The organism is Verrucosispora sp. WMMD1129, from assembly GCF_029581255.1.
GTDB lineage: Bacteria > Actinomycetota > Actinomycetes > Mycobacteriales > Micromonosporaceae > Micromonospora > Micromonospora sediminimaris.
Window position 1 is genome coordinate 1,690,735 of the sequence record NZ_CP120741.1, and the last position, 12,752, is coordinate 1,703,486.

Annotated in this window: 14 protein-coding genes and 3 tRNA genes; 9 read left to right on the plus strand and 8 right to left on the minus strand. The window is 72.5% G+C overall.

Translation table 11 applies throughout. From position 1 onward, the window contains the following. Window positions 1-22: 22 nt before the first annotated feature. From O7624_RS07605 to O7624_RS07615, 3 genes are all read right to left on the minus strand, one after another. A tRNA-Val gene (locus tag O7624_RS07605) sits at window positions 23-97 on the minus strand. A gap of 15 nt (window positions 98-112) precedes the next feature. Next, window positions 113-183: transfer RNA gene (locus tag O7624_RS07610), tRNA-Cys, on the minus strand. A gap of 34 nt (window positions 184-217) precedes the next feature. Beyond that, window positions 218-290, minus strand: a tRNA-Gly gene (locus O7624_RS07615). Window positions 291-465: 175 nt separating this feature from the next. On the opposite strand from O7624_RS07615, the gene O7624_RS07620 reads away from it, so the two are divergent. Continuing rightward, on the plus strand, window positions 466-1,068 hold the full coding sequence (locus tag O7624_RS07620; RefSeq protein WP_093402889.1) for a TetR/AcrR family transcriptional regulator: 603 nt from the start codon (window positions 466-468) through the stop codon (window positions 1,066-1,068). Between the two features lie 91 nt (window positions 1,069-1,159). Further along, complete coding sequence (locus O7624_RS07625) at window positions 1,160-1,735, plus strand: TIGR03086 family metal-binding protein (RefSeq protein WP_093402888.1); 576 nt, start codon at window positions 1,160-1,162, stop codon at window positions 1,733-1,735. A gap of 58 nt (window positions 1,736-1,793) precedes the next feature. Here the strand turns inward: O7624_RS07625 and O7624_RS07630 are convergent, their stop codons facing one another. Beyond that, window positions 1,794-2,696, minus strand: a complete 903-nt coding sequence (locus tag O7624_RS07630) for a hypothetical protein (RefSeq protein ID WP_282239482.1) — start codon at window positions 2,694-2,696, stop codon at window positions 1,794-1,796. Between the two features lie 176 nt (window positions 2,697-2,872). Between O7624_RS07630 and O7624_RS07635 the strand changes: the two genes are divergently transcribed. The 4 genes from O7624_RS07635 to O7624_RS07650 all read left to right on the plus strand — a co-directional run bounded on the left by O7624_RS07635 (window position 2,873) and on the right by O7624_RS07650 (window position 6,490). Beyond that, complete coding sequence (locus O7624_RS07635; protein WP_093403190.1) at window positions 2,873-3,541, plus strand: 50S ribosomal protein L11 methyltransferase; 669 nt, start codon at window positions 2,873-2,875, stop codon at window positions 3,539-3,541. Between the two features lie 9 nt (window positions 3,542-3,550). Further along, window positions 3,551-4,729, plus strand: a complete 1,179-nt coding sequence (locus tag O7624_RS07640) for a cytochrome P450 (protein ID WP_282239483.1) — start codon at window positions 3,551-3,553, stop codon at window positions 4,727-4,729. A gap of 85 nt (window positions 4,730-4,814) precedes the next feature. Further along, the gene (locus tag O7624_RS07645; RefSeq protein ID WP_282239484.1) at window positions 4,815-5,741 is read left to right on the plus strand and encodes an ATP-binding cassette domain-containing protein; all 927 of its coding nucleotides are present in this window, start codon (window positions 4,815-4,817) and stop codon (window positions 5,739-5,741) included. Then, window positions 5,738-6,490, plus strand: coding sequence for an ABC transporter permease (locus O7624_RS07650; RefSeq protein WP_282239485.1), 753 nt, complete (start codon window positions 5,738-5,740; stop codon window positions 6,488-6,490). The genes O7624_RS07645 and O7624_RS07650 overlap by 4 nt, the downstream gene beginning before the upstream one ends. A 20-nt stretch (window positions 6,491-6,510) precedes the next feature. On the opposite strand, the gene O7624_RS07655 is transcribed toward O7624_RS07650, so the two are convergent. The 4 genes from O7624_RS07655 to O7624_RS07670 form a co-directional block, all read right to left on the minus strand. Beyond that, window positions 6,511-7,188: a response regulator transcription factor gene (locus O7624_RS07655; RefSeq protein ID WP_282239486.1), complete on the minus strand. Its 678-nt coding sequence runs from the start codon at window positions 7,186-7,188 to the stop codon at window positions 6,511-6,513. After that, complete coding sequence (locus tag O7624_RS07660; protein WP_282239487.1) at window positions 7,185-8,759, minus strand: histidine kinase; 1,575 nt, start codon at window positions 8,757-8,759, stop codon at window positions 7,185-7,187. The genes O7624_RS07655 and O7624_RS07660 overlap by 4 nt, the downstream gene beginning before the upstream one ends. Window positions 8,760-8,827: 68 nt before the next feature. Beyond that, window positions 8,828-9,565: a dethiobiotin synthase gene (bioD, locus tag O7624_RS07665; RefSeq protein ID WP_093402885.1), complete on the minus strand. Its 738-nt coding sequence runs from the start codon at window positions 9,563-9,565 to the stop codon at window positions 8,828-8,830. Continuing rightward, complete coding sequence (locus O7624_RS07670) at window positions 9,553-10,689, minus strand: 8-amino-7-oxononanoate synthase (RefSeq protein WP_282239488.1); 1,137 nt, start codon at window positions 10,687-10,689, stop codon at window positions 9,553-9,555. Before O7624_RS07670 ends, bioD begins: the two co-directional genes overlap by 13 nt. 163 nt (window positions 10,690-10,852) lie before the next feature. On the opposite strand from O7624_RS07670, the gene bioB reads away from it, so the two are divergent. From bioB to O7624_RS07685, 3 genes are read left to right on the plus strand one after another with little or no spacing between them, the layout of a single operon-like run. Further along, the gene (gene bioB, locus O7624_RS07675) at window positions 10,853-11,848 is read left to right on the plus strand and encodes a biotin synthase BioB (protein WP_282239489.1); all 996 of its coding nucleotides are present in this window, start codon (window positions 10,853-10,855) and stop codon (window positions 11,846-11,848) included. Next, a complete protein-coding gene (locus tag O7624_RS07680; protein WP_282239490.1) occupies window positions 11,848-12,045 on the plus strand; it encodes a hypothetical protein in 198 nt (65 codons plus the stop codon). The genes bioB and O7624_RS07680 overlap by 1 nt, the downstream gene beginning before the upstream one ends. 4 nt (window positions 12,046-12,049) lie before the next feature. Next, window positions 12,050-12,553, plus strand: a complete 504-nt coding sequence (locus O7624_RS07685) for a GNAT family protein (protein WP_282239491.1) — start codon at window positions 12,050-12,052, stop codon at window positions 12,551-12,553. Window positions 12,554-12,752: the final 199 nt, after the last annotated feature.

Genomic DNA, 12,752 nt, shown 5'->3' on the forward strand with positions numbered 1-12,752 from the left:
CCGGTAACGGGCCTTCATTTACTGGTGGGCGATACTGGGTTTGAACCAGTGACCTCTTCCGTGTCAAGGAAGCGCGCTCCCACTGCGCCAATCGCCCTTGCTGTTCTTACCGAGGTGGGGACGGGATTTGAACCCGCGTACACGGCTTTGCAGGCCGTTGCCTCGCCTCTCGGCCACCCCACCGAGGTTGCCCCCGTCACGCGTGGCGGCAGCTCCGAGCGGACGACGGGACTCGAACCCGCGACCCTCACCTTGGCAAGGTGATGCGCTACCAACTGCGCTACGTCCGCACGCCCCGGGAATACCCGGTGACGGATGAGAACTCTAGCCGAGCGGTGGAACGGATGCCAAATCGGGCTCCCGTCCCGGCGAGTCCGGAACTGTCCGGCTTCCGACTGTCGTAAGCAGGATCAACGGGGGTTTGGTGACCGGCCGTATCCGTTTCGATCGGATACGGTGACGGGCGTGACGAGACGTGCGGCGGAAATCCGCCTGGATGCCCTGCTGCGCACCGCATGTGACGTGATCGGGCAGCGCGGGCTGGCGAACACCCGCACGGCCGATGTGGCGCAGGCCGCCGGGGTGAGCCAGGCACTTGTCTTCTACCACTTTGCCACGAAGGAACGACTGCTCGCCCAGGCCTTCGCGTACGCCGTCGAGCAGGATCTGGCCCGACTCGACGCGGTCACCCGCTCCAGCGCCCCGCCGCTGAGCAAGCTCCGCCGCATCCTGCGCCTCTACACCCCGGCCGGGCGCGCCACCTCCTGGTCCATGTGGATCGACGGCTGGGCGGAGTCCCTGCGTACCCCCGAGTTGGAGAAGGTCTCCCGCAAGCTTGACCTGCGGTGGCGGCAGGACCTCGCCACGGTGATCGCCGACGGGGTCCGGGAGGGCAGCTTCGTCTGCACCGACCCGGCCGGCGCGGCCTGGCGGATCAGCGCCGTGATGGACGGCCTGGCGGTGCAGCTCGCCGTGCACGACCGGGTGATTTCCCGCCGGCAGTTCGCCGAGTGGGTGCGCCTGGTGACCGCCCGGGAACTGGGACTGGATCCCGAGCAGCTGGAATAGGCAGACGCGGTCGGCGGCCGGGGCAGCCGACGGTTACCCGCGCCACCGAATCCGGCGGGTTACCCGCGCCGCCGACGGGAACAAAGGCGGCATGGAGCTGCTGAAGACGTACCGGCGCAGCCTGGCCGAGTTCACCGACCGGGTGGAACAGGTGCACCCCGGCCAATGGTCGGCCACCACCCCCTGCCCCGGCTGGGACGTCCGCACACTTGTCAATCACGTGGTCAACGAGGAACGCTGGAGCGTGCCGCTGCTCGCCGGACGCACCATCGACGAGGTCGGTGACCGCTACGACGGCGACCAGCTGGGTGCCGACCCGATCCAGACCGCCCGCGAGGCCGCGGCGCAGGCCGAGGTCGCCGCGACCAGCCCGGGCACCCTGGACCGGACGGTGCACCTGTCGGCCGGCGCCACCTCCGCCGAGGAGTACCTGCACCAACTGCTGGCCGAACACCTCGTACACGGCTGGGACCTGGCGGTGGCGATCGGCGCGGATCCGACGATGGACGCCGACGCGGTCGCCGAGGCGGCCCGCTGGTACTCCCGCCACGTCGAGGACTACCGGAGCAACGGGCTCGTCCAGCCCGAGGTCGAACTGCCCGCCGGCGCCGGCGAACAGGACCGGCTACTGGCCGCCTTCGGTCGCGACCCCGACTGGGCCCCGTGACGTGACCGGACGCCACGGTGGGACGGACGGCAGCCCGCCCGCCCCACCGTGGCTTGAATCAGCTCAGGTAACCGCCGTCACGGGGTACCGTCCGCCACCGGCTCCGCGGGTCCGACCGCCGTTCCCAACGGTCGGGCATCGGACCGCCGGCGTCGACCGCGGCCTCGGGCTCACGAGTCAGCTGCCGCAACCGCAGCAGCAGGCCCACCCCCAGGAAGAGCAGCAGACCGCCGAGGAGGAAGGCCACCTCGGTCAGACCCAGCCCGCTGCCGGTCTGGTTACCGGCCGCGTCGGCGTCCGGCGGTTCGGCCGCCCCACCCGCGTACCCCGCGTCGTCGGCGGGTTCGCTCTCCTCCTCGGTCGGATCCACCGTCGGCACCTCGACCGGCTCCTCCGTCGGATCCACAGTCGGCGCCTCGGACGGGGTGGGTGACGCGGTCGTCGGGCGGGCTTCCACGCCCCGACCCACCACCTCGCGGGTCGCCGTCTGACGGGACAGCAACCGCAGGTTCCGGTCGTACGCCTCAGCGGCCAGGCTCACCCGTCCCCCGGCGGCGTCCCGGTCGAACGCGATCCGGTACTGCGCGGTGACTGTACGCCCCGGGCAGAGCGTGCCCGGGTCGAGCTGACGGTCGGTCAGCCGTGCCGCGTCACCCTCGGCTCGCACCTCCACCGGGAACGAGCCGGTCTCCTCGATCCGATCCACCCGCACCTGGTCCAGTCGCAGCCCCTGCACACCCAGCACCAGGGACCAGCGCACCTTGATGCAGTCGCCCTGGTCGTCGCGGGACACCACAGCGGAGATCGTCGCCACCCGCCCACCGGCGGTGAACTGGTCCGGCAGGCCGCCGAGTTCGGTGGCGAACGCCGCGTGCGCCGGCGCGGCCATGGCGAAGTCCACTCCGGTGAGACATGCCAGCGCCACCCCGATCCGTAGCGTGTAACGCCACAGCCTCTTCACGATCCGTCCTCCCGTTGGTCGCCTCCATTGGCAACGCTAGGAGCGCGGGAGGCCAGCCGGTAGACGGGCGTGTTCGCACGTACCGTGAAGCAAGATGCCCGATTTCACGTACGGTATTGAACCGCTTACGGATCACCCGCGACACGCCGGGCACGGTGACGGTGGACAATCACCGGATGTCCGCGCTCTCCGCCGCCTTCGTCCGGCTGCACGCCCGGCTCGCCCCCGTCGCCTTCGTACCCGAGGTGCGGCTGCACCAGGCGGACGAGCCGATCGGGTTGTGGGAGCTGACCGAGGGCGAGTTCCGCAGCGACCGGCCGCCACCGTTCTGGGCCTTTGCCTGGGCCGGCGGCCAGGGCCTGGCACGCTACGTCACCGACCACCCGGAGGCCGTCGCCGGCCGCCGGGTACTCGACCTGGCCTCCGGCTCCGGCCTGGTGGCCATCGCCGCCGCCCGGGCCGGCGCGACCGCCGTCCGCGCCGTGGAGGTCGACGAACTTGCCGTCGCGGCCGTCGCGCTCAACGCCGAGGCCAACGAGGTACGCGTGGACGCCGAACTCGGCGACATCCTCGACGGCGACGCGGGCGACGCCGAGGTGATCCTGGCCGGCGACGTCTTCTACAGCGAGGCGATGGCCAACCGGGTGCTGCGGTTCCTGCTGCGCGCCACCCGGGCCGGGGCGTCGGTGCTGGTCGGCGACCCGGGACGGGCCTTCCTGCCCCGGGAACGCTTCGACGAACTCGCCGCCTACGACGTGCCGGTCAGCGAGGCGCTGGAGAGCGTACGGGTGAAGCGCACCACGGTGTGGCGGCTGCGCGCCGGGCGGCCGGAGGCGGCCGACTAGCGTGACGCCGTGCTGTTCCGCAGCTGGGAGCAGGTCCCGGCAGACTCCGGGGCCGGCGTCGCCCACTGGCCCGACGTGGCCCGGGTCGCCGATCACGTGGGCGTCGAGCACCTGCTGGTGACCCGGCACGCCCTGGTCCGCCAAGTGCTCACCGACCCCACGACGTTCCGACCCGACAACGCGCTGGACGCGGTCACCCCGATGCCGGTGGCGGCGCTGCGGGTGCTCGCCGCCCACCGGTTCCGGCTACCGCCGACGCTGGCCAACAACGCTGGCGCCAGCCACCCGGAGATCCGTGCCCTGGTCGCCGACGCCCTGCACCCGACCCGGGTGGCCGCCCAACGGGAGTGGCTGTCCGCGCTGGTCCGGCAACGGGTCGCCGAACTGACCGCCACCCTGGACACCGGCGCACCTGTCGACCTGCACGCGAGCCTCGCCGCCGACCTACCGCTGCTGGTCCTGGCCCGGCTGGTCGACCTGCCCGACGCACCCGTCGCGGCGGTGAAGGAGTTCGCCCGCGCAGCGCTGGAACTCTTCTGGGCGCCGCTGGACGCCGACCGGCAACACCTGCTCGCCGTCGAGGTGGGTCGTTTCCACCGGTTGCTGCGGGAGTTCGCGGCCACCGGCGACGGCCTGGCCGCGTCCCTGCGCGCCGCCGGGCACCCGCCCGAGGTGGTCGTCGGCGCACTGTTCTTCCTGCTGGTCGCCGGCCAGGAGACCACCTCGCAGTTCCTCACCCTGCTGCTGCACCGGCTCACCGCCGAGCCGGCGGTGCTCGCCGGGCTACGCGACGGCTCGGTGCCGGTCGCCGACGTGGTCGAGGAGGGGCTGCGGCTGGAACCACCGATCGTCACCTGGCGACGGGTCGCCGCCGTGGACACCACGCTGGGCGGGACGGGGGTGCGGGCGGGTACCAGCGTGGTGCTGTGGCTGGCCCGCGCCGGACGGGACCCGGAGGTCGTGCAGTCGCCGGACGAGTTCCGCCCGGGGCAGCGCGGGTCACGCCGGCATCTGGCTTTCGGGGCGGGCGTGCACCGCTGCGTCGGCGACCAACTCGCCCGGATGGAAGCCACCACGCTGGTGCGCGAGGCCGCACCGCTGCTGACCGGGGTACGCGTGCTGCGCCCGCCCCACTATCCCGACAATCTCACCTTCCGGATGCCCGACACCTTCGTCGTCCGCCGCTGAACCGGGCGGGAGTTGACGAAAGTCAGGGCCGGGTGCTGCCTTTCGGGCACGGCGGGCCCCATCGTCACCGACCTACCGTCCCGGCATGATTACGTTACGTGCGTTGACCAAGCGGTTCGGGGATACCACGGCTGTCGACGAGTTGACCGTCGACATCGGTCCCGGCCGGGTCACCGGCTTCCTCGGGCCGAACGGCGCCGGCAAGTCGACCACCATGCGGCTGATCCTGGGACTGGACCGCCCCACCGCCGGCCAGGCGCTGATCGGCGGGCGGCCGTACCGCGAGCTGCGCCGGCCACTGCACGAGATCGGTGCGCTGCTTGACGCGCGGGCCCTGCATCCCGCCCGCTCCGGGCGGGCCCACCTGTCCGCGATGGCCGCCAGCAACGGCATACCCGAACGCCGGGTGGACGAGGTGCTCGCCACCGTCGGGCTTGACGACCGGGCGGCGGCGAAGCCGGCTCGCGCGCTCTCCCTCGGGATGGGTCAGCGGCTCGGCATCGCCGGTGCCCTGCTCGGAGACCCGCCGGTGCTGATGTTCGACGAACCGGTGAACGGCCTCGACCCGGACGGGGTGCGCTGGATCCGGCAGCTCAGCCGGTCCCTGGCCGCCGAGGGCCGCACCGTGCTGATCTCCAGCCACCTGATGAGCGAGATGCAGCAGACCGCTGACTGGTTGGTGGTGCTCGGTCAGGGCCGGCTGATCGCCGACGCGCCCACTGCCGAGGTGATCACCGGCAGCGGACTGGCCGTACGGGTCCGCAGCCCGCGACCGGCCGGGCTGGCGGCCCTCGCCGATCGGCTGACCGCCGCCGGTGCGGTGGTCGAGTCCGGCGGAACGGACGAGCTGACCGTCACCGGCGCCACCGTCGAGCGCGTCGGCGAGCTGGCGTACAAACTCGGGGTGCCGCTGCACGAGCTGGCCGCGGAGGAGGCCTCCCTGGAGCGGGCCTTCATGGCCCTGACCGCCGACCACGTCGAGTACGCGGCCGGCGCGGGAGGTGCGGCATGACGACGATCCGCGCAGAGTGGACCAAACTCCGGACGGTACGCAGCACCTGGTGGACGGTGCTCGCCTCGGTGGTGCTGATGACCGCCACCGCCGGGCAGCTGGCGATCTACGTCGCCAACGGCAACACCAACGATGATCCGAGCGACGACGCCGGGGTGGTCCCGGTGGGGACCGTACTCGTCGACTCGCTGGAGCTGGTCCAGTACGCCGTGCTGGCCCTCGGCCTGCTCATGATCACCAGCGAGTTCACCACCGGAACGATCCGGACCACCTTGCAGTGCACACCGTCGCGGGGTCGCGTACTGCTGGCCAAGGCGGCCGTGACGGCGGCCGTGACCTTCGGGCTCGGGTTGCTGCTCGGCGGGGTCGGCGCACTCGTCGCTTCGCCGGTGCTCGGTGAATGGGGAGCCGCCCCGGCGGCCGGCACCCTCCGCGACGTCGTCGCCCTGGCCGCCTACCTGGCGTTGATCGGTGTCCTCGCGCTCGGCCTCGGCGCCGTGCTGCGCAGCGCGGTGCTGACGTTGACGGTGCTGCTCGCGGTACTGATGATCGTGCCGTTGTCGTTGCGCGAGCCGGACATCACCGCGCTGCACCGGATCGCCGACGCCCTTCCGGGCGAGGCCGGGAGACACCTCCTGGCCGGCGACGGGCAACCGTACCCACCGGTGGTCGGACTGTTGCTGCTCGCCGGCTGGGCCGCCGTGGCACTGCTGGCCGGCCGAGCGGCGCTGCGCAGACGCGACGCGTGAAAGGTCGGACGGGGCTGGTCCTATTCGACCGATTCGACCAGCCCCGCCTCGTACGCGAGGATCGCCGCCTGCACCCGGTTACGCACCTCAAGCCGGGTGAAGATGCTCGTCAGGTAGGTCTTCACGGTGCCCTCGACCAGATACAAGCGGCTGGCGATCTCGGCGTTGGAAAGTCCCGCCCCGACCAGCGCCAGCACCTCCCGTTCCCGGGTGGTCAGCCCGGCCAGCCGGTCCTGGGCCAACGGTCGGCGGGCGACCCGGTCGCCGCCCAACTCGATCACCCGGCGAGCCACGGTCGGGGACAGGTACGCGCCGCCACCGGCTACCGCGTGCACCCCGGCGATGAGTTCCCGCGGGTCGCCGGACTTGAGCAGGAAGCCGCTCGCCCCGTGCCCCAGCGCCCGCGCCACATGGTCGTCCTCGCCGAACGTGGTCAGCATGATGGTGGCCGTCTGCGGCACCGACCGACGGATCTCGGCGGCGGCGGCAAGCCCGTCCAGCTTCGGCATCCGGATGTCCAGCAGGGCCAGCCGAGGTCGGTGGGCCCGGACCAGTTCCACAGCGGTCCGGCCGTCGCCAGCCTCGGCGACGAGCTCGATGCCGGGGTCGGTGGCCAGGATCGCCCGGACACCGGCCCGGATCATCGCCTCGTCGTCGGCCAACAGCACCCGTACCGGCTCCACCGGAACACTTGTCATTCGTTCACCCGCTCCTTGCTGACCAGCCGACCGTTGAGGAAGCACAACCGCCACGTCGGCTGGGCGAATGGGAAGTTGCCGTCGGTGTAGTACTCGCAGTCCGGCCGGGCGTCGGCGGGCCGGTCCACCTGCCGGGGCGGCAGGCCGACCAGGTCGTCCCGGGCCACACCCACAGGCAACTCCTCGAAGGTGCTCCGGTCCAGCACCGCGCCGACGGTGGCGACCGGGTAGTAGATCAGCGACAGTGCCATCGCGATACCGACGGGTGCGCCGAGCGCCACCAGCAGGCTGCGCCGAACCTGCCGGCGGGCTGCCGCGCCATCCGGGTTGCCGCCGGCAGCAGCCGAGCCGCCCGGAGCCGCGTCGGGCATGCCGATCACGTCGGGCCGGGCCGCGAAGGCGACGTCAGCGTTGGTGGCGGGGGTAGGCACAGGTAGCCGGGCTCGGACGGCGAAGCCGCCCTGCGGGCATGCCCCGGCGCTGAGCGAGCCACCGGCGAGCCGGACCCGTTCGGCCAGGGCGAGCAGGCCGGAACCGGTGGCCGGCGGCCCGGGCAGCGGACCGGCCGGCGGCGACTCGTTCACCACCTCCACCACCACACCGTCCCCCCGCCGGACCAGACTGACCGTCACCTCGGCTCCGGGCGCGTACCGGGCGGCGTTCGTCAGCGCCTCGCGAACCAACCCGTACGCGGCGTGCGACGTCAACTCGGGCAGGGCCGGCGGCACGTCCAGCAGACCCGACGGCACCTCATGCGGATCCGGCGACATGCTCCGTAGGTCCAGCCGCACCGCCATGCCGGCCTCCCGCGCGCCGTCGACCAGGTCGGCGATGTCCTCCCCGGCGGGACGGGTGGTGACCGGCGCGGTCTCCTCACGAAGCACCCCGATTATTCCGTGCAGCCGCTCGGTCGCCTCGGCCACACTGGCCCGCAGCTCACCGGCGGCGGCGCGATGCCGGGAGTTGAGGTCGTCGGCGAGTTCCAATGCGGCGGCACGCAGCGCGATCAGGCTCAGCGCGTGCCCGAGCGAGTCGTGCATCTCCCGCGCGATGCGGGCCCGCTCACGCAACCGGATCCGTTCCGCCTCTCCCTGTCGCTCTTGTGCGCGAGCCTGGTCGTAGCGGCGACCGGCGTCGAGAAGCGCTGCCTGTTGCCGCCGGTACCTGCCGATCAGCCAGGGAAAGACGCCCGCGAAGAGCAGCACCGTGGCCAGCAGAAACCAGGTGGCCATGCCGGTGCCGAGGAGCCCGAGATTGAGCACCGTGCCACCGGCCGCGATCACCGCGAACACCACGGCCACCGGCATCGTACGCGGACTGCGTCGTCCGGCCAGGTAGCTGAACACCGGGATGGCGAAGACGAAGTTTCCGTCGAGCAGCGTGCCGAGCACCACCACGAGCAGGGCGACAAGCGGCAGCCGCCGGCTGACCGCGACCGCGACACTGGCCCCGCCCAGGCCGATGAGCAGCGACACCACGGCGTCGCGGGAGTGCGGCGGGGTGGCACCGACGTACCCGAACGGCGCGGCCAGCACCGCCCAGAGCAGCAGGTCACGCCACCTCTTGTACACGACGGTCACGCTACCCACGCCCGGCCGGTGTCGGCACTGACGAAAGTCAGCAGGTCGACGGGTTCGGCTCAGGTGGTCTCGTCGGCCCAGGCGCGCCAGTCGTCGAGCACGCCGTACAGGGCAGGGGTGAGCCAGCCCGGCGCGGAACGCCGGAACACTCCCGGGTCCATCGCCCCGGCCCCGGCCGGCAACGCGCCGAGCAGATTCGGCAGCAGGTCACTGAGGTTCGCCCAGTGCACCAGCTCAGGCTCAGCCGGCCAGGCGCCGATGATCACGCCCGCCGGCACGGCCCGCCGGTCCAGGGCCTCCAGGGTGAGCGCGGTGTGGTTGAGGGTGCCCAGGCCGGCCCGAGCCACCACCACCGCCGGAGCGCCCAGTGACACGGCCAGGTCGGCGACGGTCCACGGCTCCCCAGACGGCCGCAGGCCCATCGGTACGAGCAGTCCGCCGGCCCCCTCGACCAACACCAGATCGTGCTTGTCGGCCTCCTCCCGCACCGCGTCGACCGCGTTGTACAGCTCCAGCGGCGGCAGTTCGGCCACCCGGGCAGCGGCCAACGGCGCGAGCGGGTCCGGAAAGCTGGCCAGCGTACGACAGGTCATCGGGGCAGCCAGCCGGGCGACCGTCTCGACATCACCGGGATCGCCGGTGGCCGTACCGGTCTGACCGGGTTTGACCACCGCCACCCGCAGCCCGGCCGCCTGCGCCGCGGCCGTGATCGCCGCGGTCACCACCGTCTTGCCGACCTCGGTGTCGGTGCCGGTGACAAGCACCGGTCCACGCCACTGATCCGTCATGGCGCACATTCCACGATGACCTCCAGGGCGTGTTCGAAGTCCGCGCGCGGCACCCCGGCGCTGACGGTCAGGCGCAGCCTCGACCGGCTGTCGGGGGTGGAGGGCGGGCGGAAACAGCCGACCGCCACCCCCCGGTCCCGGCAGGCGGTGGCCCACGCCGTCGCCGCCTCCGGGCTGGGCGCGGTGATCGAGACGACGGCGGCGTCGGCAGCGGAGACGTCCAGGCCGGCGGCGCGCAGCCGGCCGACCGCGTGGGCGGCCCGCTCGGCCAGCTCGGCGCGCAGGCCGGCGCCGGAGCGCGCCAGCCCGACGGCGGCCTGCACCCCGGCCGCCACCACGGGCGGCAGGGCGGTGTCGTAGATGAAGGTCCGCGCGGTCTCCACCAGGTGCCGGACGAACTCGGCCGGACCGGCCACCACGCCACCGGCCCCACCGAGCGCCTTGGACAGGGTCGCGGTGACCACCACGTCGGGTTCGCCGGTCAGTCCGGCCTCGGCCACCGCGCCGGCGCCGTCCGGGCCGACCACGCCCAGCGCGTGCGCGTCGTCGACCAGCAGCAACGCGCCATGTTCGCGGGCGGTGGCGTGCAGCCGCGCCAACGGGGCGAGATCACCGTCGACGGAGAAGACCGACTCGGTGACCACCACGGCCGGTCGGCCCGGGGCGGCGGCAAGGGCGGCGGCGACCGCCGCCACGTCGGCGTGCGGGGTCACCACCGTCTCCGCGCCGGAGATCCGGCAGCCATCGATGAGTGAGGCGTGGTTGTGCGCGTCGGAGATCAGCAGCGTACGGGGACGCACCAGCGCGCGGACCGCACCGAGGTTGGCCAGGTACCCGGAGGAGAAGACCAGCGACCGGTCGGTGCCGAGCCATTCGGCGAGCGTTTCCTCAAGCGTGTGGTGGGCTTCGGTGGAGCCGCGGATCAGCCGTGAACCGGTCGCTCCCAGCCCGTACGCGGCAAGGGCCTGCGCGGCGGCGGCAACCACCTCAGGGTGCGCGGCCAGGCCCAGGTAGTCGTTGCCGGCCAGGTCGACCACACCGTCGGCGGCGGCGCGCGGATGCAGCCGGCGGGTCAGTCCCGCCTTGGCCCGCAGCTCGGCGCGGCGGTCCAGCGCCGCCAGCCAGTCCGCCACCGCCACGTCCCTTCCCCGCCGGTTCCGCCCGTCAGGCGCTTCCGCCGGGCGAAGTTACCACCCGGGATGCCCGCACCGGCGTGGCGCCGTACGGCTCGCCGCGCTGAGCCACCGGGCGGCCGGGTCGGACCGGGCGGCGCGGCGGCCTTGTAGGGTACGTGCCATGCCAGAGATCCTCGACCAGGCCCGGGACCAGGTGCTGCACAACGGCGTCGGTCTCGACGAGGCCGGTGTCCTCGCCGTGCTGAACCTGCCCGACGAGCACCTGTCCGCCACCCTTCAGCTCGCCCACGAGGTGCGGATGCGCTGGTGCGGCCCGGAGGTCGAGGTCGAGGGCATCGTGTCGCTGAAGACCGGCGGCTGCCCGGAGGACTGCCACTTCTGTTCCCAGTCCGGCCTGTTCACCTCGCCGGTGCGGTCGGTGTGGTTGGACATTCCCTCGCTGGTGCAGGCGGCGAAGCAGACCGCCGCGACCGGGGCGACCGAGTTCTGCATCGTGGCCGCCGTCCGGGGCCCGGACGACCGGCTGATGAAGCAGATGCGTGAAGGGGTCGCCGCGATCAAGGCGGAGGTCGACATCCAGGTCGCCGCCTCGCTCGGCATGCTCACTCAGGAGCAGGTCGACGAGCTGGTCGACATGGGTGTGCACCGCTACAACCACAACCTGGAAACCTGCCGGTCGTACTTTCCGGACGTGGTCACCACGCACTCGTGGGAGGAGCGGTGGGAGACCCTGCGGATGGTCCGCGAATCCGGCATGGAGGTCTGCTGCGGCGGCATCCTCGGCCTCGGTGAGACCGTCGAGCAGCGGGCCGAGTTCGCCGCGCAGCTCGCCGAGCTCGATCCGCACGAGGTGCCACTGAACTTCCTCAACCCTCGGCCCGGCACCCCGCTGGGTGACCGCCCGGTGGTGGAGGGCAGGGACGCGCTGCGGGCCATCGCCGCGTTCCGGCTAGCCATGCCGCGCACCATCCTGCGGTACGCGGGCGGCCGCGAGATAACCCTGGGTGATCTCGGTACCCGCGACGGGCTGCTCGGCGGCATCAACGCCGTGATCGTCGGCAACTACCTGACCACCCTCGGCCGACCGGCCACCGACGACCTCAAGCTGCTCGACGAGCTGAAGATGCCGGTCAAGGCGCTGTCGGCGACCCTGTGATGCCAGCCGTGGCAGCTCAGACCTGGTGCGACAGGTGCGGGGAGGCGGCAGCGTCCGGCGCCCACGAACAGTGTGCGGCGGCCCGCGTCCTGGAGCCGCCCCGGTACTGCGCGCGGTGCCGACGCCGGATGAAGGTGCAGGTGCTGCCGGTCGGCTGGTCAGCGATCTGCGTGGAACACGGCGAGATTCGGAGCTGAGCGGATGCTGCGCGGCAAGGCGGTGACCCTACGACCGGCGACGGCCGCCGACGTGCCCGCGCTGGCGAGGATCCGCGCCGAGCCCGAGGTACGCCGCTGGTGGCGCGGTGGCGACGACCTGGTCGCCGCCGTCGAGGCGGATCTCGCCGAGGAGGGCACCTCGGTGTACGCCATCGAGCACGGCGACCGGGTGGTCGGCGCGATTCAGTGGCACGCCGAAAATGACCCGGATTACCGCCACGCCGGGCTCGACATCTTCCTCGACCCCTCGGTACGCGGCGCCGGTCTGGCCGGGGACGCCATCCGCGTGCTGATCCGCCACCTGATCGACGTGCACGGCCACCACCGCTTCACCATCGACCCGGCGGCGGCGAACACCGCCGCCATCCGGGCGTACGCGAAGGTGGGTTTCCGGACCGTCGGGGTGATGCGCCGCTACGAGCGTGGCGAGGACGGCCGCTGGCACGACGGCCTGCTGATGGACCTCCTCGCCGACGACCTGCGCTGACGCCACGCCCCGGCCGGACTCGTCCGGGCGGAGCCTGCCCTCCTCCCCGACGCACTGCTCCTGACAGACCGTGACGTCTGCCCCCTCCAGCCACTCCACTCCGCTCCCTTTGCTCTGCTTCAACCAACGCAACGCTTACCGAAAGTGACGGCGATCGTCGCCTGCTTGGCCACCGGCCAATGCGGAACCCCTGCTCAGG

What these genes read in the sequence shown, in the direction of transcription:
- bioB (WP_282239489.1), top strand. Translation starts at nt 10,853, where the DNA reads ATGCCAGAGATCCTCGACCAGGCCCGGGACCAGGTGCTGCACAACGGC.
- O7624_RS07685 (WP_282239491.1), top strand. Translation starts at nt 12,050, where the DNA reads ATGCTGCGCGGCAAGGCGGTGACCCTACGACCGGCGACGGCCGCCGAC.
- O7624_RS07680 (WP_282239490.1), top strand. Translation starts at nt 11,848, where the DNA reads ATGCCAGCCGTGGCAGCTCAGACCTGGTGCGACAGGTGCGGGGAGGCG.
- bioD (WP_093402885.1), bottom strand. Translation starts at nt 9,565, where the DNA reads ATGTGCGCCATGACGGATCAGTGGCGTGGACCGGTGCTTGTCACCGGC.
- O7624_RS07655 (WP_282239486.1), bottom strand. Translation starts at nt 7,188, where the DNA reads ATGACAAGTGTTCCGGTGGAGCCGGTACGGGTGCTGTTGGCCGACGAC.
- O7624_RS07645 (WP_282239484.1), top strand. Translation starts at nt 4,815, where the DNA reads ATGATTACGTTACGTGCGTTGACCAAGCGGTTCGGGGATACCACGGCT.
- O7624_RS07635 (WP_093403190.1), top strand. Translation starts at nt 2,873, where the DNA reads ATGTCCGCGCTCTCCGCCGCCTTCGTCCGGCTGCACGCCCGGCTCGCC.
- O7624_RS07625 (WP_093402888.1), top strand. Translation starts at nt 1,160, where the DNA reads ATGGAGCTGCTGAAGACGTACCGGCGCAGCCTGGCCGAGTTCACCGAC.
- O7624_RS07650 (WP_282239485.1), top strand. Translation starts at nt 5,738, where the DNA reads ATGACGACGATCCGCGCAGAGTGGACCAAACTCCGGACGGTACGCAGC.